The following is a 23,707-nucleotide window of genomic DNA, read 5'->3' as shown; positions in this document are numbered from 1 at the left end:
GATGATTTACTTTTTTAAACATTATGGTTTTTTAGTTGCTTTCGTTTTATCGACGATAGCTTTTGCACAGAGTAAAGCAAAAGATTATATCATCGAAGGAAACAACTATTATGAAGATGGAAAATTTGATAACGCTGAGTATGCGTATAAGCGTGCAGCGTTAGAAGATCCGACATCTGTTAAGGCAAATTATAATTTAGGTAATGCCTTGTACAAACAAAAGCGTTATAAGGAAAGTATATCCCATTATAATCGATCGGCAGAAATAGCAACTTCTAAAACAGACAAACATTCAGCTTTTCATAATGCTGGAAATGCTTATTTAGAAGAACAAGATTATGGTAAAGCGGTAGAAAGTTTTAAGAATGCCTTAAGAAACGATCCGTATGACGAATCAACTCGATATAATTTAGCTTACGCTAAAAAAATGCTTGAAAAGCAAAAACAAAAAGATCAAAATCAATCAAAAGATTCTTCAAATAAAGAAGAGCAAAAGAAGGATAAAAACGATCAGCAAAAGCAAGATCAACAAAAAGATCAGAACCAAGAAAACCAAGAACAGAACAATAATCAGAATGATCAAAATCAAGAAAATCAGGCTGATAAAAATCAACGAGAAAAAGATGGTGGAAATCCTAAAAGTGGTGGACAAAATGGAAACCAAAAAGGAGATGGAAATCAACAAAACCCTCAGATTTCGCAAGGTTCTAAAGGTAAAGGAGATGAGCAAGAAAATGCTCCTGTTGGTTTAGGTGAAGGAATGTTGAAAGCTTTACAAGAACAAGAAATGAGAACACAACGTCGTATTATTCAGCAAAAAGCGGATAAACAACGAACAAATACATCGAAAGATTGGTAATGAAAGCGTTTAGGTTTATTAATACATTATTTGTTTTAGTCTTTGCATCAGCTTGGGCATTAGGACAACACGTGTCGTTTAAATCAGAAGCGAATAGAAAATCCTTAGCAGTTGGAGAAAGCTTACAAGTTGGATTTTTTATTCAAGCTGAAGGAACAGATTATAGTATTGATTCGCCAATGAAATATCCAGAACATAACGGTTTTAGATTAGTTGGTGAAAATAAAACGCAACATGTAGAATATGTTAATGGTAAAGGATTAATTCAGGACGGAATTATTTTAATTTTTACTCCAGAGCGCGAAGGAAAATTACGAATAGGTTCTGCCAGAATTGTAATTGACGGTAAAGCATATACTACGAAACCAATCGACATAGAAGTTTCTAAATCTTCTACTTCTGCCCTATCTAATCGGGCCAATACAAATCAACCTGTTTTTTTACAAACAAATGTATCCAATACTAATCCTTATATTAATGAACAAGTTGGATTAACAGTAAAAATGTATTCTCGCGATTTAGGATTATTAAATCGTAAACGAAATTTTCGTCAAGGAAAATTAGAAGGGTTAAGTCCAAAAATGGTAACAAGTCGTCCAGAGACTATCAAACAAGAAATGGTATCTGGAAAGCCATACTTTTCTGAAGAAATTGCGAAATATAATTTATTTCCACAGCGCGAAGGTCGTATAGAAATTGATCCATTTTCTATGGATATACTAGTTTCTGGTATTTACGGAACTGAAGCGTATGAGATAAAAAGTAATCCAGTTGTAATTAACGCAAAAGCTTTACCTGAAGAAGGTAAACCGGTTAATTTTACAGGAGCTGTTGGTGATTTTAAATTAAAAACTTCGATTAATAAAAAAGAATTAGCGGTAAACGAAAGTGCAAATTTAAATGTTGAAATTTCAGGAAAAGGAAATTTTAATACGATAATTGTTCCTGAAGTAAATACACCTAAAAATATTGAAAAATACCCTCCTAAAAAGAAAAATGATTTTAAAGCGTACGAAGACGGAATGCAAGGTTCAGTTTCTACAGAAATGGTGATGGTGCCAGAGTACGGCGGAGATTATACTATTGCAGCTGTAGAGTTTTCTTATTTTGATCCAGAAAAAGAAAAATATATTACGTTAAAAAGTGATGCGATAGATTTATCTGTAGATGGATTAACTGCTAATGAAGTTAAAAATACGACAGATGATTTAGATCTTGGTAATCACGGTGAATCGACGCAAAATAATATTAAAACTACTGTATCAGAATTAGCGGAAGATGTAAAAAATGGAAATGGGAAATGGCTTTGGACTGCAGGAGGTTTAATAGCTGCAAGTGTTTTAGGTTTATTTTTATTACGTCGTAAAAAAGATGAATCTAATGAATTAGAAGAAGTTGAACAAACCGTTTCTAATGAAAGTAAATTTGTGAGAAAAGTTAATTCTCTTATTGTTAAAGAATCAATAGTTGCATCAGCAATTAATGTTTCTACAGATGGAAAAAGAATTATAAAATCAAAATTAGATACATTACAACAAAATATACATCACCCAGATTTTAAAACATTTTTCCAATTACAAGAAGATTTATTATGCGAAATTGGAATGAAATATTCAGGTACAGATTTAGCTAATTTCTCTGATTATAGCGTAGGCGAAAAATTAGTGCAATGTGGATGGAATCAAGAATTAGTTGAAGAATGGAAATTGTTATTAAATAAAGCGAGACAAGCAAAATATTCAGCAATTTCATCTTCAAATGAAGATTTAACAGATGTTTATTTCAAAACAGAAAAATTAGTCAATCAATTTATAAAATAACTATTTAACATTAAATAGATCTTACTCTAGAGGAATCAATTTCGGTTGGTTTCTCTTTTTTATTATATAGAAATTCTTTTTAAAACAGGTTTAAATACGTATATAAATGAAGCTGAAAATTTTAATATAGAATCATCAATATCTTTTAAAGTATTATAGTACGTTTTATTGTCTTTAGAAGAATAGATCAAATAACCCATTAAATTTCTAAATATAATCTTAGGATATTGCCATTTTTTACTAGAATAAATATTTATAAAAGTTTTGAAATTTTCAGATAAACCAAATGCATTTTTATCTGAATAAAAACTGTTGGAAAGAGATATAGTATCATTTTCATCTTTAATGTAATTTCTAAGTGGATCATTTATGCAATAATGATTACCTAACTTATCAAAATGATATTGATATACACTTTCAGGAATGAAACCTTTATTTTTATATTTGTTTAAATCAATCGGAATTTTTCTATAGAACTCTGTTTTAGTTATACCCCATTTATCTCCTTTAATATTATATTTATATCTCATGTCAAAAATACTCATTGACATACCAGATTCTGGAAATTTATCTCCATCAATTTTCCCATTTATATCTTTAGCTAGTACTGATAAAAAAGATGTATTTTCGGGCGCATTATTCCAATATTCAATAAGTTTAATAAAAGAATCATCATCAAAATAATCGTCAGAATCCCCTAAAATAAAAAATTCCCCTTTTGCTAAATTGATTGCTTTAAAAATGGTCAAAAATTTATGGTTATTCTCTTGTTTAATATATCTAATATTTAAAGTTGATTGATGTATAAAATTATCAACAATTTCCCTTGTATTATCTGTAGATCCATCATCAATTATAATCCATTCAAAATCTTTAAAACTTTGTTTTAATAGAGCATTATAAACTCTGTGTAAAGTATGAGCTCTATTATAAGTGGGTGTAAAAAAGGTTATTTTAGGATTCATTCTTTAGATTTTAATCACTGTTTTTAAAAAATTAAATATAATAAATCATTTTAACTTAAAAATTTGTTTTATGCAATTCATCTACTTAAATCTACAGTTCGTCTAGTTTCTTTTTCTTTCGATTTTATTTTGAATCAATTTTACATCAACAAATTAAAAACCAATTCAAATGAAATCATTATATATCACAATCGCTACAATCATTTCAAGTGTAACATTTGCTCAAACTAATTTTGATCAAGAAATGAATCAAGCTTTTTTAGCTTGGCAAATAGGAAATCAAGCAGCAGCAGAATCTTTTCAAAAAGTTTTAAAAAATAATCAAGACAATTGGATTCCGAAATATTATGTTGCTTTTACGCAAACTTTACAATCTTTTGAAGGATCAGATTTTAATTCAAGACAAACTTTAATCGACGAAGCTCAAGTTTTAATTAATCAATTAGAAAAATCAAAACCGAATAATCCAGAAATTTTAAATTTAAAAGCATTGAATTTAACTTCAGAAATAGCGCTAAATCCGATGGCAAACGGAATGGTTTTGATGGAAGATATTAATTCTATTTATTCTAAAGCACTACTTTTAAATCCGACAAATCCGCGTTCTATTTTAGGAAAAGCAGAATTCAATATCAATGCTTCAAAATTTGTTGGCGGTGATATTACGAATGATTGTAAAGCTGTTAAAAAAGCTTTAGCTTTATTTGAAACTGATAAGCCTGCGAAATTTGAACCAAGTTGGGGAAAAGATCGAGCAGAGAATTTGCTAAATAACGACTGTAAAAATCAATAAAATGATTTTACTGCTTCTTGTTTGGCTTGAAAAATTTATCCGTTTAATTATTGAATTGATTGCTTAATGAACAATTTTAAAGATTCTATTTTATATGTACTTTCAATCGTTTTGGTTGTTGTAATTATGCTATTGACGATGCTTTTTGAGAAAGGTTTTGCGTTTGAAATTTATGATGCAAGTGATGTTTTTAAAATTGTTATCGCTTATGTTTTATTAGGTTTATTGACCTATCAAACACTAAAAGGAGTTGTTGTAGTTGATAAAACGACTTTAGGTAGAAATATATTGATTATGTGTTTTATAAATCTTATGATTTATTCTATCATGTTTTTTACAAACCCCAATACACAACTCGCATATTTCTTTAACAGTACAGCTTTCAATTATTTTATCGGATATTTTCTTTTCAGTTTATGCGCCTCATTTATAGGATCAAGTATATTTTATGAGTACAAAAAAGAAATCGAAAAAAATGGCTTTCATTCGTATGTTATTTGGCGATATTTTATTCAATCAATATTCGTAATTCAATTTCTATATTATGTGTTTACAGTTTTTGTGAATCGATTATTTCCAATAGATATTTTTTACAACAATTTTGCGAATTATGTTTTAGTCGGAATTATCACTTTAATTTTTCTTTCGATATTTTATTTTCTTGAAAAACGAAGAAATAGTTTCGAGAAAGAAATTAAAAAAGAAACAACCAAAGCAGAAACTGCAACGGCAAATTTCGAAACGTTAAAAAACCAATTAGATCCACATTTTTTATTTAATAGTTTAAATGTTTTAACAGGTTTGATTGAAGAGAATCCAGTAAAAGCGGTTGATTTTACAACGTCACTTTCTAAAATTTATCGCTATTTATTGGAGCAAAAAGACAAAGAAGTTGTTCCGTTAGAGGAAGAAATAAAATTTGCTAAAACGTATATCAATTTATTAAAGCTGAGATTTGAAAATAGTATTCATTTCCACATGAATTTGATGGATTTTAATGAAGATGAATTTATTGTACCGCTTTCGTTGCAGATTTTATTAGAAAATACAATCAAACATAATATTACATCCGAATCTAAACCTATAAAAATTAGAATTTATAAAGAAAATAATTTCTTGGTAGTAGAGAATACTTTTCAACCGAAAGATTCCATTAAAGATTCGACAGGCGTTGGTTTAAATAATATTAAAAAACGATACGAATTGATTTCTGATCAAGAATTAAAAATTTCAAATGAAAATAATGTGTTCAAAGTAGAATTACCTATTCTAACAAATAAATTGATGATTCTTGATAATGAAGATAGACTTGATTCTAAAAAGGCGAAACTAAAAGTTGAAGCTTTAAAGAAATTTTATAAAAATTTATTATATAGTATTATTTTCATAATTCTTACATTTTATTTCATAGATGATTTGAGGTATGTTCTTATCATTTCAGCCTATTTGATAGGTAATGTAATTTATCAATATATTAAAGTAAATGGTTTAGTTGAAAAATGGGAAAATCGAAAAACCCAAGAAATTTTAATGAAAAAGAATCAGCTTAAAAAGTGGAAATAGCGATGAAAATTATAATCATAGAAGACGAAAAACCTGCTGCACGCCTACTCCAACGTCGTATAGAAAAATTAGGATATAACGTAGATGTTATGTTGCATTCTGTAGAAGATAGTATCCATTGGTTGATAAATCATCCGCATCCTGACTTAATTTTTTTAGATATTCAATTGTCGGATGGTTTATCATTCCAAATATTTGATGAAGTTGAAGTTTCTTCTTCCATTATTTTTACGACAGCTTATGATGAATATGCGTTGAAAGCGTTCAAATTAAATTCAATCGATTATTTATTGAAACCTGTGGATGAAGAAGAATTAGCTTTTGCGATAGAAAAATTTGAGAAACAGAGCGAGGTAAAAATGAATTTTTCTCAGATCAGAAATCTTTTTGATCTGAATAAAACCTACAAAGAACGATTTACAACGAAAATAGGAACTTCAATTAAAATGTTTTCTACAGATGAAGTCGAATGTTTTTACAGTGAAAACAAAGCAACGTATGCGTTTACGAAGGAAGGAAAAAATTATTTATTGGATTATACCTTAGATAAAATAGAAGAATCAATTAATCCAAAATATTTTTTTAGAATAAATCGTGGACAAATCATCCAAATTAATGCGATAAAAGATATTTCTGTGTATTCTAACTCTCGCTTAAAAATCATTTTAAATAAATTTTCCGAAGAAGAATGCGTTGTTAGTCGCGAAAAAGTGAATGATTTTCGGAATTGGTTAGAAGATTAGAAATAAAACTTAGGTTTTGATTCTTAATTAGTTGGTTGTTAAATAAAATTGTATACTCTGCTGATTTGCTCTAACTTTGCAACGTTAAAATTTATATATCAACCAATCAATGGATTTTTTCTCTAAATTAAACATTAATGAAATTGGGACAACTTTTGCGGTTCTTTTTGCCGTAATTGATATCCTTGGAAGTATTCCTATCATTGTGGGAATCAGAAGTAAAGTAGGTCATATTCAGTCAGAAAAAGCATCTTTAGCAGCCGGAATTTTAATGATTTCGTTTCTATTTTTCGGAACTAAAATCTTAAATCTTGTCGGTGTAGATGTACAATCTTTCGCAGTAGCCGGAGCATTTGTTATCTTTATCATCGCTTTAGAAATGATTTTAGGAATCGAGATTCAAAAAGGTGTCGAAGCTAATTCTGCATCTATTGTACCTATTGCCTTTCCTTTAGTAGCCGGAGCTGGATCGTTAACAACAGTACTATCTTTACGATCGCAATATGCTGATATTAATATCGTAGTAGCAATTATCTTAAATATGTTAATTGTTTATTTAGTGTTAAAATTTGCAGGAAAGTTAGAAAAATGGATGGGACCTGGTGTTTTATCAGTTTTAAAGAAAGTTTTTGGTGTAATTTTGTTATCAATTGCAATCAAGCTTTTTACTTCGAATATCGGAGCCTTGTTTATGCAAGAAATTAATTTGTAAAAGTCATTTAAAATGAAAACATATATTTATATTATCACTGCTGTTTTAGTTGGAGCTTTGGGTTATAACCTATACATGATGGATTACCAAGCAGGATTTTTAGCAGAAGAAAATTTTCCAATGATTGTTGGTTTAGGTGCTTCTGTTTGTGGTTTAATTTTAGCTTTCGTTTTCTTCAGTTTCTTTAAACTACAGAAAAACGTAAATAAAGTAGCGTAAGATTTAATCAATCGACATAAAAAAAGAGCAACAAATTATTGTTGCTCTTTTTTATTGATTTTAGAATTTAATTTCTGTAATACTTCTTGCATCGATTTATTGATTGCATCAAAATCTTTAATCTTAGATGATGTATAGATAAATAAAGCATCAATAGAGTTGTCTGGTGTTTCAATTAAAGATTTGTTTAAACGATATGCTTCACGAATTCTACGTTTTAATAAATTTCGATCTACAGCATGTTTAAAACGTTTTTTGGCAACACTAACACCAACTCTAACATCGTAATCCTTTTTTTCTTTAGTTGTGTAAACAATTCGGATTGGATGTGACACATAAGACTGACCTTCCGAAAACAAATTTTCTATTGCTTTCTTACTTTTTAATTTTTCGTTCTTACCAAATGTCAATTTCATGTGTATAAACTTCTTCGTAAATTTGAGAATTCAAAGGTAAGTATTCTAAAAGTTTTAGATTATATGTAACTTTGACTTTTAATAAAATTAAATATAAAAATTTACAAATATGTATCCAGCAGAAATAGTTATGCCGATGAAGGAGCAATTAACTTCTAACGGTTTCGAAGATTTAACAACTCCAGAACAAGTTGAAGCTGCAATTGCAAAATCAGGAACAACTTTAGTAGTTGTAAACAGTGTTTGTGGTTGTGCTGCAGGAGCTGCAAGACCAGGTGTAGTATTATCTTTAGATAATGATAAAGTACCAACAAACTTGACTACAGTTTTCGCAGGCTTTGATAAAGATGCAGTAGCAAAAGCACGTGAGTTTTTTGCACCATTCCCACCAAGTTCTCCAGCAGTAGCTTTATTTAAAGACGGAGAATTAGTTCATATGTTAGAGCGTCACCACATCGAAGGTCACTCTGCAGCAATGATTGCTGAAAACTTAAAACAAGCATACAACGAGTTTGCTTAATTTTTAAGAAAATATAATTATAGAGCGATTCTGAAAGGAATCGCTTTTTTATTCAAGCTAATTTTCGAAATGTGTTTTTGGCTGTTTTTAATATATTAATAAATTTATGCTAATAACTTAACAAATAAAGTTTTCAATTGATTTATGTTAAATTTTTATAATATTTTGTTATTAAAAAAATAATTGTAACTTAGTGTTAACATTAAATGGATAAACACTAAAAACATTATTTATGAAGAAAATTTTTACTTTATTATCAGTTGCGGCTTTTTCAGCAACTTTTGCACAAACACAATTAATCAATACAAATGAAACTTTGGTTTCTGAAGTTATACAACCAATTAATTCTAATGGAGCAACAGCAGAAACGGTTACTTACAGCCAAATATCTACTGATGATTTAGCAGCAAGTACAGGTGTATTATCTTGTTCTTCTTTAACTTTACCAGTTCAATTAAGTCGTGTTTATGATTTACAAGCTGAATTTGGATTAAATGAAGCATTTACTCCAACACATATTGATGTTTCAGGTAGACCTCAAGCGGGTGCTTCAGTTGAAGGTTATTTATACAAGTATACAGGTTCTAACTTTGGAGGAGATACTTTAGCAGGTGCTGATTTTGAAGAATTACCAGCTTACGGTAGTTATACTTCATCAACTAATCAAGCAGCGCAATGGGTTCAAGTAGAAATGTATGATACTGTTGAAATTCCAGCAGGGACTAAATTTGCTACATCATTAGTAATGATTATTTCTGGTTCTGATAATAACTGGGCTAATTCATTTATTCCATGGCAAAATGTAGAAGCTACAGAAACTCATCCAGCATATTTTGGTGGACCATATGCTACATGTTCTATCGATGATTCAGGAAATTGGATAAATCCAAAACCTTTGTTTAGTAATGTAGGAACATTCCAAATGAAGGTTACAGGGACTGTTGAAAATTTAGGAACTGTAGAGTTAGGAGGAGCAGCTTTAAAAGCTTATCCAAATCCTGCAACATCAGAATTAAACGTTTCTGTTGATGGTGCTAATGTTGTTGGGGTAGAAATTACTGATGTTACAGGACGTGTAGTTTCTTCTCAATCTTTAAGATCAGGAAAAGTTAACGTTTCTAAATTAGCTCAAGGAGTTTACTTCTTAAGAGTTAAAGATGATAAAGGAGTTACTCGTATCCAAAAATTCATCAAAAAATAATACATTCTAAGAAAAATTTAAGATTTATTATATTAAAAGTGGAGCAAAATGCTCCACTTTTTTATTTTTATCAAATTATAAAATTCTAATAAAAACTACTTTTTAGAATAATAATTCAAACTTTTTATAGATTCAGTGAATTAACATCAAACATTTTATCAATACCATATAAATCGGTATTATAAAAGGATTTATCTTCAATAATTGTTTAATTTTGCAGTTCAAATTTTAATAATTCATAATTAATAAACGAATGAGAATAGCAGTCGTAGGCGCTACCGGAATGGTCGGCAGAGTTATGCTCCAAGTTTTGGAAGAAAGAAATTTTCCAATCACTGAAATTATCCCAGTAGCATCAGAAAGATCAATAGGTAAAACTATTGTTTATAAAGGTGAAGAATACAAGATTGTATCAATGCAAGATGCTGTGAACATGCGTGCAGATATCGCAATTTTTTCAGCAGGTGGAGAAACTTCCAAACAGTGGGCGCCGAAGTTTGCGGAAGTAGGAACTACTGTTATTGATAATTCGTCAGCATGGAGAATGGAGCCAAATATTCCTTTGGTTGTTCCAGAAATTAATGCTGATATTTTAACAACAGAAGATAAAATTATTGCAAATCCTAACTGTTCAACAATCCAATTAGTAATGGTATTAAATCCATTACATAAAAAATATGGTGTAAAACGTGTGGTTGTTTCTACTTATCAATCGGTTACAGGAACTGGGAAAGATGCTGTTGAGCAATTAAACGGAGAAATTGAAGGTCGTGATGTTGCTAAAGTTTATCCTTATCAAATCTTTAAAAATGCATTACCACATTGTGATGTTTTTGATGAAGAAACTGGATATACAAAAGAAGAATTAAAATTGACAAAAGAACCACGCAAAATTATGCGAGTAGATGAAATGAATATTACAGCTACTGCAGTTCGTGTTCCTGTACAAGGTGGACATTCTGAGTCAGTAAATATTGAATTTGATAATGATTTTGAATTAGCTGATGTTCGTAAACTTTTAGCAGAGCAAGAAGGTGTTACATTACAAGATAATCCAGATACTAATACGTATCCTATGGCATTTTATTCAGAAGGTAAAGATGATGTCTTTGTAGGTCGTATTCGTCGTGATTTATCTCAACCAAACGCCTTAAATTGTTGGATTGTTGCTGATAACTTACGTAAAGGTGCTGCTACTAATGCCGTACAAATTGCTGAATATTTAGTAGCAAATAAATTGGTAGGATAGTATAAATACAATAATATAAAAATGTTAAAATAGCTGACATATCTCATTGTTAGCTATTTTTTTTATTTTTGGAGTTATTTTAGTCAAAATATTAAACTATTTTACATGAAACAACTCTATTTTTTACCTTTAATTTTTATAACTCCATTGTTTGGTCAATCTCTTCAAACTCCAAATTTTTCTCACGAAAGTGGATTTTATGAAGATGAATTTAACCTAACACTTACTCATGATGATCCAAATGCTACTATTATTTACACGTTAGATGGATCGGAGCCAGATATCAATAATTTAGAAGGACGAACTTATCAGTATAAAAAACAATATCCTGAATTACCAGGTCAGGTACCTTTTGAATTTTATGAAAATTCTTTAATCTCGTACAATTTCGCATCTCCAATATTAGTTTACAATAGAAGTTCTGAACCGAATAAAATTGCGAATATTTCAACTTCTTTTCAATATGAACAGTATTTTCCTTCAGAACCGATTGATAAATCTTTTGTTGTTCGTGCAAAAGCATATCTTGAAAATGAAAGTTCAACGACAACTACACATGTATATTTTGTAAATAGTCAAACTTCAACATTACCTATTATAAATTTATCGACAGATGATGAGAAATTATTTGGTTATGAAAAAGGATTATTTACAGCAGGTAAAGATTTTGATAATTGGAGAGTTTTATACCCAAATGAAATACCAAATTCTTATAGTTCTGCAAATTATTGGGCGAGTGGATCAGATTCAGAGATTCGAATTAATTTTATATATATTGAAAATAATGAGGTTAAAATTAATCAAGATGCAGGATTAAGAAATAATGGAAATGGTACAAGATATTTAAGTAATAGACCTTTTCGTATTTATGCAAAAAATGATTATGGTAAAAATACTTTTTCACATAACTTTTTTGAGAATTATGAAAATGATATTTTTAAAAGGTTAATTTTAAGAAATTCAGGTCAAGATACTGAATCTACTTTATTTAAAGATGCTTTTGTTCATAAATTAAATGAACATTTAAATTTCGACACACAAAATTATCAACCAGTATCTACATTCATTAATGGAGAGTATTATGGGATTTTTAATCTTCGTGAAAGATTTGATGAAAAATATTTTGAAACAATTTATAATTTAAATGAAGAAGAAATTGATTATTTAGAAAATGATGGAATTGTAGATTTAGGAGATGCTAATTTTTATAATGAGATGATGACATATTTTTCATTAAATGACTTATCTATTGATGATAATTATCAACAAGCAATAACTTATTTTGATGAAGTTAATTTCATAGATTATTCTATTGCGGAAATTTATGCAGCAAATATAGATTGGCCTCAAAATAACTATAATTACTTTAGAAAACGAGTAAATTATACTCCCGAAGCTCCTTATGGACACGATGGAAGATTCAGATTTTTATTTAAAGATTTAGATTTGAGTTTTTTACCTTATTCATCATCATTTAATGCATTAGAACATGCAATGTATAATAGTATTTTTGGAAATGAGTTTAATAATGTATTCTTCTCAAGTATATTACAAAACGAAATTTTTAAACAGAATTTTATTAATCGTTTTGCGGATTTAATTAATACGACTTATAAACCAGAGAGAGTTGTTAGTTTAATTAACTCTACACAAGGTAAGATTAGTGAGGAAATGCCACAACACATTGAGCGATGGAATTTAATCCCTTCATTAGAAAAATGGGAAGATAATGTTGAAAGAATAAGAGAATTTGCTAATGAAAGACCTTATTTTCAACGTATTCATATTACAGAATTCTTTAATTTAGAAGGTACATATGAGTTAACTACAAATGTAGCTAACGTAGAAGAAGGATTTGTAAAGGTTAATACAATTGAAATCAATAACTCTACAGTTGGTATTGATGGTGATTATTCAACTTGGTCAGGAGATTATTTTAAAGGAGTTCCTGTAAAATTACAAGCAATTGCCTTACCTGGTTATACTTTTTCACATTGGACTGGTGATGTAGACTCTACAGAATCAGAAATTACAATTAATCCTGAAGAGAATACAAATGTTATTGCTGTTTTCCAACGAGATTTATCAATTGGAGACGTAAACAAAGTAGATTTCTTAGTTTATCCTAACCCAACTTCTGATGTTTTAAATATTGCTTCAGCATCTAAATCAGAAATTACTTATACAATTTCTACTATTTTAGGACAAAATGTTGAATCAGGAATTAATAAAGATCAAAAACTAAATGTTAGTCATTTAAATAAAGGTGTTTATTTAATCGAATTAAAACAAGATAATAAAAGAGTTGTAAAGAAATTCATCAAGAAATAATTTTCCAATTTTAAATAATATTTTAAGCCATCAATTAAGTTTGATGGCTTTTTTTTATACAAATTTTTAAATTTTAACGAAATTTATGACCTTCACACCCAACCTTTTCAGTTAAATTAGCATATTATAGAGTATAAAGAATAGACCTTGGACTTAAACCAGATTATTCAGGCATGTAAGAAAAACGATTCGAAAGCACAGCGTTTGCTTTACGAAAAATACGACTCGCGCTTTTTTGCGGTTTGTAAACGATATTTTGTGAATATACATGAAGCTGAAGATGCTTTGGTAAAAGGGTTTTTGAAAATATTTCAGAATATTAATTCTTACACAAATGAAGGAAACTTTGAAAGTTGGATGCACAGAATTATTGTGAATGAATGTTTGATGGAACTCCGTAAAAAAAAGGCTATTTTTTTAAATATTGATGATCATCCTAAAGATGTAGCATCAGATATTAATCCGAATCAATCAGACGGAAGTGCACTTAAACTACTCGATTTGTTGCCAGAAGGTTGTAAGGTTGTTTTTATCCTTTATGTAATAGAAGGTTTTAAACATAAAGAGATTGCTGAACAATTAGGTATTTCAGAAGGAACTTCGAAATCTCAATTAAATTTAGCAAAATCAAAATTGAAAGATTTATTAGAAAAATATCCAAACTTAAAAGCGAATTTGTTGTGAACGAAAAAGATCCAATAGAAGAATTATTTCGAAGAGAAGCAGAAGAAACTTTGTTTCAGGATAAACCTCGCGAAGTAGTTTGGCAAAAAATTGAAAGTAATCTTCAGACGAAAACTCAGGCTCCCATTAAAAACTTTATTCAAAGTGTATGGTTTTCTGCTGCAGTATTTGCTTTAATTGCGGTACCATATTTTTATTTCTTTTTAGAAAATATGAATAACCGAAAAGGAAATATAGAGATTGTAAAACAATCTGTGGAGAAAATATTATCACCAGAAATAGAGAATAAAGAAGCGGAAGTAGAATTAGAGACTATTGTTTTTGAAGCACCAATAATTGTTAAAAACGAGAATAAAGTAGTTTTAAAAGATAAAAAGGAAGAGAATCTGATTGTCAGAAATAAACAGATTGATACAAATATAGAAACTCAAAATAACGATTTAGCTCCTGATAATTCAAATAAACCTATAGCTATAGAGGCAAAAATTGACACGATTTTATTAGTTAAAGCTGATTCGCCAAAAATGTCATCAACTATGGCTTCTGCACCTATTGATACAATTTTACTTGCTGCTAATAATAATGCAGCAGCAAAAGAGTCAATAGCTTTACGCGCTAAATCTGCACCACAAGAAAATTCTCCTTTATCATTTCAAAGAAATCGATTCATTATTCAAGATAAAGTTACACGAGTTAGTTTCGAATTCATTCGAAAAAACAATAATCGATTAATATTCCAAAAAGAAGGTATCAAATTAACTTTAGTCAGAGATCAAGGACAAGTTAAAATATTGACAAACACGAATAATATTAAACCTGAAATTTTATCACAAATACAATCAAATAAAGAATTGATTTACAATTATTACATCAATTTTGATTCGTCAAAAAATAGATAAAAATTCAATTTAATGTAGTATTTTAGATTCTGTAATTAACAGAATATGAAATACATTTTATCGCTATGTTTTTTTATTATTTCTACTCTTTTATGGGGGCAGGAATATTACATGGTTTATCTACAACCTAAATCTAATACACAAACATATCTTTCAAATCCGTCATTAATGCTTTCGCAAAGAGCACAAGACAGGCGCGCGAACAGAAATATTGCGCTTGATGATAAAGATGTTCCTCTTAATCAAAATAATCTTCAGCAAATTAAAAATTTAGATTTGATGTACGTTGGTGCATCAAAATGGTTAAATGCTGTTATGGTTGAAGTTTATGATGATATTATTTTGACAGAATTACAAAGTTTACCTTTTGTACAGAATGTAGAATCTTTAGTTCGTTCAAACAATCCACGTGTAGCTAACAATCAAAATAAATTTAAAGAATCTCAAAGTAGAAACTTAAACTTTGATTATGGTTATAGTGATACTTTTATTAATCAATTAAATTTAAGACCTGTTCATGAAGCTGGATTCTCAGCCCAAAATATTTTTATTGGAGTTATTGATTCTGGTTTTCCTGGTGTAAATACAATTAATGCATTTGCAGCGTTACGTAATGAAAATAGAATTGTAGATTCTAAAAATTTTGTCAATTCAAATTCAATTTACGACATGCACTCGCACGGAACTGTGGTTTTGGCTACGATGGCTGCAAAAGTAAATAGCGAATATGTTGGGTCTGCTCCAGATGCTACATATGCGTTATATGTATCGGAAGACGCTGCCGTAGAAACACCAAAAGAATTGATGCATTGGATTCAGGCAGCCGAACGTGCAGATAGTGTTGGTGTAGATGTAATAAATACTTCTTTAGGTTATACAACTTTTGATGATCCACGTTACGATTTTACATATAATGATATGGATGGAAATACTACAGTTATTTCTCGTGGAGCAAAAATTGCAGCTTCTCGCGGAATTTTTCTAGTTAACGCGATGGGAAATGATGGAAACAATGATTGGTTCTATGTTTCTGCTCCAGCAGATACGCAAGAGATTTTTTCGATAGGAGCTATCGACGAATATTATAATGCAGCTTCATTTTCTTCTCATGGTCCTAATGCATTAAATGTAAATAAACCAAATGTATCTGCTTTAGGAGTTTATACACCAACTTATAGTCAAAATGGTCAATTAGTTGCTTCACACGGCACTTCATTATCATCGCCAGTATTAGCAGGTGCAGTAGCTTCTTTATTATCTGCTTTTCCAAACACATCAATTAGTCAATTAAAACAAGCGATAGAAGAGTCTTCTCATTTATATCCTACTTATGATACTCAATTGGGGTATGGTGTTCCAAATTTTGGTTCATTGTTAGAAACTTTAAAAACAAACGAGGTTTTATTTTCTGATTATAGAATTTTTCCAAATCCTACTTCTACAGCTTTTAAAATAGAATCGAAAAAGGAAATTAAACAAATAGATTTATTATCTGTTACAGGTATGAAATTAAAATCAACATCGAATCAAAAGCAAATGAATGTACAAGGAATTGCAAAAGGAGTTTATTTGATTCAGATTACTTTCGGAGACGAAAGTCAAGCTACTACTAAACTAATTATTAAATAATGTAACGTCCTGAAAAAATGATACAAGATTAGACCAATAAAATTTTATTTTAAACAGTACATATATTCGTATTTGTACTGTTTTTCTTTTTGTACGATTTTGGTATTAAATCTTGTTGCTGGTGCATTTGCATCGGTGTTAAATAATAGTTTGACAAATGCGGTCTGAACTCATTATAAATCTCTACGGTTTGTTTGACCAAAATCTTTCTTGTATTCAAATCTACATTAAATTTATCAATATCATATTCCTGTTTTAAAATTCCATTGATTCTTTCGGCTATGGCATTCTCATAAGGATCTGATTCTTGTGTCATACTACACCGGATTTTATGCTTTTTCAATAGCTTTTGATAATCATCGGAACAATATTGTAAACCTCTGTCTGAGTGATGAATAAGACTCTTCGGGTTTTCTTTTTTCAATGCCATTTTTAGAGCATTTAAACAAGATGCTGTAGCCAAAGAATCCGACACATCAAAGCCTACGATTTTTTTTGGAATAAGCGTCGGTTATTAAACTTAGATAGGCAGGATTTTCTCTGTTTCCCAAGTAGGTGATATCCGACACCCATACATTATTTGGTTTTCTGCATTGATAATCTTTAATTAAATTTTTATGTTTTTTAAAACGATGATACGAATTGGTAGTTTTGTGATAACTTCTTTTGGGAATGATTAACAAATGGTTAGCCCTTAAGAAGTCAAAGAATTTGTCTCTGCCAATTCTTAAATTTTCAAGTTTCTCTTTCAAAAGAAAATACAGTTTCTTTCCACCCATTTTTGGATGAATCATTCGCAGCTCTGCTACCCAATCCACAACCTGCTGTGCATTTTGTTGCCGCTTTGCTCTTCGTTTCAAATGACGATAATAAACCTGTCGGTCAACCCCGAACAATTCACAGGAGAAACTTATGGTTTCTTTTTGTTCCCTTCGGAAAGATTCGATAGTTCGGGTGGTGAGTTTTTTCGTATATCAATTTGATATTCCTCTTCGGCAAGGTTAATCATCATATCGAAAATAATGGCTTTTTTATCAGCCACATAAGCCTGTTTCTCAAGGAAAGCCTTCTGCTTTTGCAAAAGCTTTACTTGGGCTTCAAGCTCCATGATCTTTTGTTCTGGTGACTTTGGCATATTCGAAGGTGTTTGGTTCTCCCAATCAAAGGTACCAAATTTTCTGAGCCAACTCACAACTGTGCTTCGAGATTGGATGCCATACTTACGGCAAGCACCCACAGTAGATAACTCCCCACACTCGATTTCTTTTACAACACTCAACTTAAAAGACATACTGTAATCTCGCTGAGTGCGTTTGACATAATTGTTTCTTTCTTCCATAATAACGATTTCTTTTTTGTATCGCTATTTCAGGACGGGACATAAAATAATAAAAAAAAATCGCCTCGAATGAGGCGATTTTTTTATTGACCATATTTTGCAATGGCGTGTGCTTTATCTTTATTCATGGCTTCGATTAATTCATCTAAACCATTAAATTTTTTCTCGTCTCTAATTTTATCCAAAAATTCTAACTGAATTGTTTTACCATAGATATCATCAGTAAAATCTAAAATATTAACTTCTACTCTATGTTCGCGAGAATTTGTAACAGTAGCTCTAACACCAATGCTTAATAGTCCTAAATATTTTTGATCATCAACAAAAACGTTAACACTATAAACGCCGTGCGCAGGAATAATTTTTAAATCATCTACTTTTAAGTTGGCTGTAGGGAAACCTAACGTTCTTCCAATTTTATCGCCATGTACCACTTCTCCACTCATTGGATAATTACATCCTAAAGCTTTGTTTGCATACGCTATGTTACCTTCTGCTAAAGCATTTCTAACTTTGGTTGAACTTACAGCAACATCATTACAATCGATCGCTTCAATTTGTACTAAATTAAAGCCGTATTCTTTTGATAATATTTCTAACTGTTCGTAGTTTCCTTCTCTATTTTTCCCGAAATGATGATCGTAACCGATAACTAACGTATGAATATTAATTTGGTTTACTAATAAATCTCGAACAAATTCTAATGAAGTTAATTGTGAAAATTCCTTTGTAAATGGATGAATAATTAAATGATTTAAACCTAATTTTTCTAAAGCTTGTTCTTTTTCTTCAAGCGTATAGATAAATTTTAAATCACAATTTGGTTGTAAAACCATACGTGGATGCGGATCAAATGTCAATAAAACACTTTCTCCATCAACTTCTTCTGCAATCTGATTTAGTTGATTTATAATAGTTTGATGACCAATATGAATACCATCATACATTCCCAATGTTAAAACTGGATTTTTGATGGTTTTGATATTTTCTATTAATCGATGTACTTCCACTTCATATAATTTTGCATAAAATTAAGGCATTCAAATCGAACTTCAGTTATCTTTTTTATTAAGGTGAAATGTAATTGATTGATTTTAAACATAAAGATTAAAATAAATTTGAATTTACTAAATTCATAATATTATTAACATATAAAATATTTATTATGAAGAAAATCATTTTACTAGGAGCCTTATTGGTAAGCTCTTTTTCTATTGCAGAGTTTAATAATTCTACAAATCTTTAGTTAAAATTAACAAAGAGAAATTTGTAGAATCTAAATCGAAACCTGACGCATGTTTTGTGAGAGAATGTACAATTACAAGTACTGTAGGTCCTGATGGAAATACTTACACAGAAAATACATGTTCTCCATGGGTACAAGTACTTTGTCCTAATACAGAAGAAGAATTTGCACTAGGTATTTATTAATATTTAATGGCAGACAAAAAGTCTGCCATTTTAACAAGAAATAATACAATCAAAAAGATGAATAAATTAAGTTTTTTAATATTGATATTTTTTTTGATATCTAATTATACATATTCACAAAAACAAGGAAAGATATTTTATAAAAAAATAAATGTAGATGGAAAAATAGATACCTCAATTTTAATTTATGACGAGGATGAATCATTTTTTTATACCATATTAGATAAAGCTATAACAAAGCCTTTCAGAGATGAATATGGAACACTTGTTCAGCCTAGTAATACAATTGATTCTATTGCTAATAAAAGATTGTTTAATTATTATGATAGAAAAAAAAATAAGTTTTACTTAAATAATATCAATAAAAACCAAGAAATATTAATGTCCATAACTCATAATAATGACGAATGGATGTTGACAGATGAAACTAAACAAATAGAAGATTTCAAATGTTTTAAGGCGTATAAGATTATTAATGGAAAAAAATATTTTGCATGGTTTACAGAACAATTACCATTACCATATGGACCAATTGCAATTAATGGATTGAAAGGTATTATATTAGAATTGTATAATGAAGATAGAACAGTCTTTTTTGAATTTGAAAAATTTGAAAATACCAGCGAATTAATTCAATCTTATATTAGTGAATACGATTTTTCAAATGCAATTACTTATCAAGAATATTTAGAACTAAAAAAATAATTAATCATGAAAATTTTATTTATATTATTAATAGGTTCAATTGCTTTAGGACAAAGTTATAAAGTGGAATATGATGAAGTTTATTTATTGCCAGATAAATCAAAAAAAAATCTTCCAGAAGTTATTATTGAAAATTATGAGCAACCAAAGACACACGAATTATTAATTAATGAAGTGGATTTGTGTTTATATAAAAAACAAGAAAAATTAGGTCAAACAAGTAGTATAGAATCTATAGGAAATTATACTACAAATTTTATCGTAACTAATCCAACAGAAAAATATATTTATCAAGATGTAAATATTGAAAACAGAAATTACAAAGTTAAGTCACCATTAAAATTAAGTGATAGATGGCAAAATCATCGTGAAACAAAAACAATTAATGGGATTTTAGCAACTAAATTAACCTTAGAATCAATCAATGATTTTACAGAAGTTTGGTATGCTAAGGATATCAAAACAAAATGTGGTCCATCAAAAATATTAGGTTTTCCTGGGTTAGTCGTAGAAGTAATTATTAAACCTAAATCGGAAGATAGTATTACTGCAATTTATAGATTGAAGAATATCGAAATATTAAAAGATGATGCAAAATTAAAACCTTATTTCTCTAAAATCTCTAATGAAACGATTACTCAACAAGAGTTTAGCGAAATTTATAAAGCTTATCAAAAAAATGTACAAGAAATGTATGGAGGAGGAATTGATAAAGACTAAAAATAAAAAAAATCATAATTATTGTAAAATTCTGATTAATAATCAAAATATTATGACAAAAATCTTATAAAGTATACAAATAATAAGATAGTTTTCACTTACCTTTGCACCCAAATAAAATAAACTAAATCATTTCATATAATGGCAAATCAAAAGAAAGGTAGAATTGCTCAGGTTATCGGACCTGTAATTGATGTTATTTTTGATAACGCTGAAGGCCTTCCAAATATTTATGATGCATTAGAAGTTCCACGTGCAGGTAAAGAAACTTTAATCCTTGAGGTTGAACAACACATCGGAGAAGATACTGTACGTTGTATTGCAATGGATAGTTCTGATGGTTTACAAAGAGGACAAGAAGTAATCGCTGTTGGTAAACCAATCATGGTTCCAATCGGTGAAGAAATCAAAGGACGTGTATTCAATGTAGTTGGAGATGCTATTGATGGTTTAGGGAATTTAGATAAAGCTAACGGATTACCAATTCACCGTTCTGCTCCAAAATTCGAAGATTTATCAACAGCAACAGAAGTTTTATTTACTGGTATTAAAGTAATCGACTTAATCGAGCCTTACGCAAAAGGAGGTAAAATTGGTTTATTCGGTGGTGCCGGAGTAGGTAAAACAGTATTAATTCAGGAGTTAATTAACAACATCGCTAAAGGACACGGAGGTTTATCTGTATTCGCTGGTGTTGGTGAGCGTACTCGTGAAGGTAATGACTTAATTCGTGAGATGATCGAATCAGGTATTATCAAATACGGTGATGAATTCGTAGAATCTACAGAAAAAGGTGGATGGGATTTATCTAAAATTAACATGGAATTAATGAAAGAGTCTAAGGCTGCTTTCGTATTCGGACAAATGAATGAACCTCCTGGTGCACGTGCTCGTGTTGCTTTAACAGGTTTAACATTAGCTGAGTATTTCCGTGATGGAGATGGACAAGGTCAAGGACGTGACGTATTATTCTTCGTAGATAATATCTTCCGTTTTACACAAGCAGGTTCTGAGGTTTCTGCCTTATTAGGACGTATGCCATCTGCGGTAGGTTACCAACCTACATTAGCAACAGAGATGGGTGCAATGCAAGAGCGTATTACATCTACTAAAAACGGATCTATTACATCTGTACAGGCGGTTTACGTTCCTGCGGATGACTTAACTGACCCGGCGCCAGCAACAACGTTCGCGCACTTAGATGCTACGACAGTATTAGATCGTAAAATTGCTTCGTTAGGTATTTACCCAGCGGTAGATCCATTAAACTCTACATCTCGTATCTTAACTCCAGAGATCGTTGGTAAAGAGCATTACGAAACAGCACAACGCGTAAAAGAAATCTTACAACGTTACAACGCGTTACAAGATATCATCGCGATTTTAGGTATGGAAGAGTTATCAGAAGAGGATAAATTAGTTGTACACCGTGCACGTCGTATCCAACGTTTCTTATCTCAACCATTCCACGTTGCAGAGCAGTTTACAGGTATCCCAGGTGTATTAGTTGATATCAAAGACACAATCAAAGGATTTAACATGATCTTAGATGGTGAAGTTGACCAATACCCAGAAGCAGCATTCAACTTACGTGGTACAATCGAAGAAGCGATTGAAGCAGGTGAGAAAATGTTAGCAGACGTTAAATAATTAAGTTAACTATAATATCAAAGAGTGCTTACGTTTCTTTTCTTTTGAAGACAACTAAGTACTCTTTTTTTTAAATAAAACGGATATGCAATTACAAATTATCACTCCAGAACACGTAATTTTTGACGGTGAGATTGATGCAATCACTTTACCTGGTAAAGATGGTGAATTCCAAATCTTAAATAACCACGCGCCTATCGTTGCAACTTTAGGTGAAGGAACAATTAAAATTGCTGTTCACGAATCAACTTTCAAAGATTTCGACAACACCTCTGGGAAAGTTTACACATCTCCTTCTCAATCAAAAACTTTATTATTTGATATCAAAGGAGGAACTTTAGAAATGAACAATAATAAAGTAATTGTTTTAGCGAGCTAATTCATTACCTATTATAAATAATATAAGCACTTGCATTTTTTGTAAGTGCTTTTTTATTTATATATAACATCAGATTGAATAAGTTTTAATTTTAAAACCAATCTTGCTTACGCAAGCTATTTCCCGAGTCCTTTCACCAAAGTATTTCGTAACACCTGCTTTTTAATAAGCAGTTATTACAAAATAATCAATCTCGGCTGTCACTTCCATTTTTTCTTTATAAAATATTTTCCGGTTCGTCATTCCGAAGTATTTTATTCAACTGTCCTCCTGAACTTGTTTCAGGATCTCATCATTATTTTTATCAGTAATCTGTCATTCCGAGGTATCGAGGAATTTCAAAAGTCTTTCGAAGTATTTTTTTAAATAAACTGGCCTTCCGATTAGCAGACGAGAGTCAATTCATCGAAATGTAATGTTCGAAATGATTAGTGAGTGAAACGAATCATTTAATCATTTCCATGAAATGAGATGTAAATTGACCGTCGAAAATCGTAGCCTTGATTTTTTGAATACTTTTTTATCAAGAAAAAAGTATTGAGTATATTAAGTCACGTCCTGCTGAACTTGTTTCAGGATCTCATCATTATTTTTATCCATAATCTGTCCTTCCAGTATTCAGGGATCTAAAAATTTCTCATGTTGAACTTGTCGAAGCATCTTATATATAATAAACCGACATTTAAATCTATGACGTTAAAAAATTAAATAGAATGAAGGGTAAAAATGATTAGTGACTGAAAGGAAACATTTAATTCATTTCCGAAATGAGATGTAAATTGACCGTCGAAAATCGTAGCCTTGATTTTTTGAATATTTTTTTATCAAGAAAAAAGTGATAAAGAAATTTAGAATACCTAAGCCACACCGTGGCTTCTCC

Annotated in this window: 24 protein-coding genes; 19 read left to right on the top strand and 5 right to left on the bottom strand. The window is 30.0% G+C overall.

Annotation, left to right across the window (positions count from 1 at the left end; genetic code table 11):
• Window position 1: 1 nt before the first annotated feature.
• Entirely contained in the window at window positions 2–859 is an 858-nt protein-coding gene (locus tag EAH69_RS12380) for a tetratricopeptide repeat protein (protein WP_121935523.1), read from the top strand.
• Window positions 859–2,679 carry a BatD family protein gene (locus EAH69_RS12375; protein ID WP_121935522.1) on the top strand — a complete coding sequence of 607 codons (1,821 nt, stop codon included), beginning with the start codon at window positions 859–861 and terminating at the stop codon, window positions 2,677–2,679. Before EAH69_RS12380 ends, EAH69_RS12375 begins: the two co-directional genes overlap by 1 nt.
• Before the next feature lie 62 nt (window positions 2,680–2,741).
• Here EAH69_RS12375 and EAH69_RS12370 read toward each other — a convergent pair whose 3' ends face one another.
• On the bottom strand, window positions 2,742–3,644 hold the full coding sequence (locus EAH69_RS12370; RefSeq protein WP_121935521.1) for a glycosyltransferase family A protein: 903 nt from the start codon (window positions 3,642–3,644) through the stop codon (window positions 2,742–2,744).
• Window positions 3,645–3,813: 169 nt separating this feature from the next.
• Between EAH69_RS12370 and EAH69_RS12365 the strand changes: the two genes are divergently transcribed.
• The 5 genes from EAH69_RS12365 (at window position 3,814) to EAH69_RS12345 (ending at window position 7,674) form a co-directional block, all read left to right on the top strand.
• The gene (locus EAH69_RS12365; protein WP_121935520.1) at window positions 3,814–4,437 is read left to right on the top strand and encodes a tetratricopeptide repeat protein; all 624 of its coding nucleotides are present in this window, start codon (window positions 3,814–3,816) and stop codon (window positions 4,435–4,437) included.
• Between the two features lie 66 nt (window positions 4,438–4,503).
• Window positions 4,504–6,000: a sensor histidine kinase gene (locus EAH69_RS12360; protein ID WP_121935519.1), complete on the top strand. Its 1,497-nt coding sequence runs from the start codon at window positions 4,504–4,506 to the stop codon at window positions 5,998–6,000.
• Between the two features lie 2 nt (window positions 6,001–6,002).
• Window positions 6,003–6,743 carry a LytR/AlgR family response regulator transcription factor gene (locus EAH69_RS12355; RefSeq protein ID WP_121935518.1) on the top strand — a complete coding sequence of 247 codons (741 nt, stop codon included), beginning with the start codon at window positions 6,003–6,005 and terminating at the stop codon, window positions 6,741–6,743.
• A gap of 109 nt (window positions 6,744–6,852) precedes the next feature.
• The gene (locus tag EAH69_RS12350) at window positions 6,853–7,455 is read left to right on the top strand and encodes a MarC family protein (protein ID WP_121935517.1); all 603 of its coding nucleotides are present in this window, start codon (window positions 6,853–6,855) and stop codon (window positions 7,453–7,455) included.
• A 12-nt stretch (window positions 7,456–7,467) separates the two neighbouring features.
• Window positions 7,468–7,674, top strand: coding sequence for a hypothetical protein (locus EAH69_RS12345; protein ID WP_121935516.1), 207 nt, complete (start codon window positions 7,468–7,470; stop codon window positions 7,672–7,674).
• A gap of 35 nt (window positions 7,675–7,709) precedes the next feature.
• On the opposite strand, the gene rnpA is transcribed toward EAH69_RS12345, so the two are convergent.
• Window positions 7,710–8,090 carry a ribonuclease P protein component gene (gene rnpA / locus EAH69_RS12340; RefSeq protein ID WP_121935515.1) on the bottom strand — a complete coding sequence of 127 codons (381 nt, stop codon included), beginning with the start codon at window positions 8,088–8,090 and terminating at the stop codon, window positions 7,710–7,712.
• 109 nt (window positions 8,091–8,199) lie between these two features.
• Between rnpA and EAH69_RS12335 the strand changes: the two genes are divergently transcribed.
• The 7 genes from EAH69_RS12335 (at window position 8,200) to EAH69_RS12305 (ending at window position 16,603) form a co-directional block, all read left to right on the top strand.
• Window positions 8,200–8,610, top strand: a complete 411-nt coding sequence (locus tag EAH69_RS12335; RefSeq protein ID WP_121935514.1) for a BrxA/BrxB family bacilliredoxin — start codon at window positions 8,200–8,202, stop codon at window positions 8,608–8,610.
• A 232-nt stretch (window positions 8,611–8,842) separates the two neighbouring features.
• Window positions 8,843–9,811: a T9SS type A sorting domain-containing protein gene (locus EAH69_RS12330; protein ID WP_121935513.1), complete on the top strand. Its 969-nt coding sequence runs from the start codon at window positions 8,843–8,845 to the stop codon at window positions 9,809–9,811.
• A gap of 253 nt (window positions 9,812–10,064) precedes the next feature.
• Window positions 10,065–11,060 carry an aspartate-semialdehyde dehydrogenase gene (locus tag EAH69_RS12325; RefSeq protein WP_121935512.1) on the top strand — a complete coding sequence of 332 codons (996 nt, stop codon included), beginning with the start codon at window positions 10,065–10,067 and terminating at the stop codon, window positions 11,058–11,060.
• Window positions 11,061–11,165: 105 nt separating this feature from the next.
• Window positions 11,166–13,391 (top strand): CotH kinase family protein, encoded by a 2,226-nt coding sequence (locus tag EAH69_RS12320; protein WP_121935511.1) that lies wholly within the window; start codon window positions 11,166–11,168, stop codon window positions 13,389–13,391.
• A gap of 147 nt (window positions 13,392–13,538) precedes the next feature.
• Window positions 13,539–14,075: an RNA polymerase sigma factor gene (locus tag EAH69_RS12315; RefSeq protein ID WP_121935510.1), complete on the top strand. Its 537-nt coding sequence runs from the start codon at window positions 13,539–13,541 to the stop codon at window positions 14,073–14,075.
• The gene (locus EAH69_RS12310; RefSeq protein WP_121935509.1) at window positions 14,072–14,974 is read left to right on the top strand and encodes a hypothetical protein; all 903 of its coding nucleotides are present in this window, start codon (window positions 14,072–14,074) and stop codon (window positions 14,972–14,974) included. The genes EAH69_RS12315 and EAH69_RS12310 overlap by 4 nt, the downstream gene beginning before the upstream one ends.
• A 45-nt stretch (window positions 14,975–15,019) precedes the next feature.
• Window positions 15,020–16,603 (top strand): S8 family peptidase, encoded by a 1,584-nt coding sequence (locus EAH69_RS12305; RefSeq protein ID WP_121935508.1) that lies wholly within the window; start codon window positions 15,020–15,022, stop codon window positions 16,601–16,603.
• A 49-nt stretch (window positions 16,604–16,652) separates the two neighbouring features.
• Here EAH69_RS12305 and EAH69_RS14075 read toward each other — a convergent pair whose 3' ends face one another.
• The 3 genes from EAH69_RS14075 to EAH69_RS12295 all read right to left on the bottom strand — a co-directional run bounded on the left by EAH69_RS14075 (window position 16,653) and on the right by EAH69_RS12295 (window position 18,952).
• On the bottom strand, window positions 16,653–17,093 hold the full coding sequence (locus EAH69_RS14075; RefSeq protein ID WP_262602375.1) for an integrase core domain-containing protein: 441 nt from the start codon (window positions 17,091–17,093) through the stop codon (window positions 16,653–16,655).
• A 420-nt stretch (window positions 17,094–17,513) separates the two neighbouring features.
• Window positions 17,514–17,942, bottom strand: a complete 429-nt coding sequence (locus EAH69_RS14000) for a hypothetical protein (protein ID WP_230466816.1) — start codon at window positions 17,940–17,942, stop codon at window positions 17,514–17,516.
• Window positions 17,943–18,025: 83 nt separating this feature from the next.
• Entirely contained in the window at window positions 18,026–18,952 is a 927-nt protein-coding gene (locus EAH69_RS12295; RefSeq protein WP_121935507.1) for a bifunctional riboflavin kinase/FAD synthetase, read from the bottom strand.
• Window positions 18,953–19,244: 292 nt separating this feature from the next.
• Between EAH69_RS12295 and EAH69_RS14070 the strand changes: the two genes are divergently transcribed.
• The 5 genes from EAH69_RS14070 to EAH69_RS12275 all read left to right on the top strand — a co-directional run bounded on the left by EAH69_RS14070 (window position 19,245) and on the right by EAH69_RS12275 (window position 22,827).
• Complete coding sequence (locus EAH69_RS14070) at window positions 19,245–19,373, top strand: hypothetical protein (protein ID WP_262602368.1); 129 nt, start codon at window positions 19,245–19,247, stop codon at window positions 19,371–19,373.
• A 57-nt stretch (window positions 19,374–19,430) separates the two neighbouring features.
• Window positions 19,431–20,078 carry a GLPGLI family protein gene (locus EAH69_RS12290; RefSeq protein ID WP_230466815.1) on the top strand — a complete coding sequence of 216 codons (648 nt, stop codon included), beginning with the start codon at window positions 19,431–19,433 and terminating at the stop codon, window positions 20,076–20,078.
• Between the two features lie 6 nt (window positions 20,079–20,084).
• A complete protein-coding gene (locus tag EAH69_RS12285) occupies window positions 20,085–20,798 on the top strand; it encodes a GLPGLI family protein (protein WP_121935505.1) in 714 nt (237 codons plus the stop codon).
• 141 nt (window positions 20,799–20,939) lie between these two features.
• Window positions 20,940–22,448: a F0F1 ATP synthase subunit beta gene (gene atpD, locus EAH69_RS12280; RefSeq protein WP_121935504.1), complete on the top strand. Its 1,509-nt coding sequence runs from the start codon at window positions 20,940–20,942 to the stop codon at window positions 22,446–22,448.
• A gap of 85 nt (window positions 22,449–22,533) precedes the next feature.
• Entirely contained in the window at window positions 22,534–22,827 is a 294-nt protein-coding gene (locus EAH69_RS12275) for a FoF1 ATP synthase subunit delta/epsilon (RefSeq protein WP_121935503.1), read from the top strand.
• Window positions 22,828–23,707 lie beyond the last annotated feature (880 nt).

It is taken from the genome of Faecalibacter macacae (assembly GCF_003687725.1).
Taxonomy (GTDB): domain Bacteria; phylum Bacteroidota; class Bacteroidia; order Flavobacteriales; family Weeksellaceae; genus Empedobacter; species Empedobacter macacae.
This window is presented reverse-complemented; position numbering and strand designations above follow the sequence as displayed.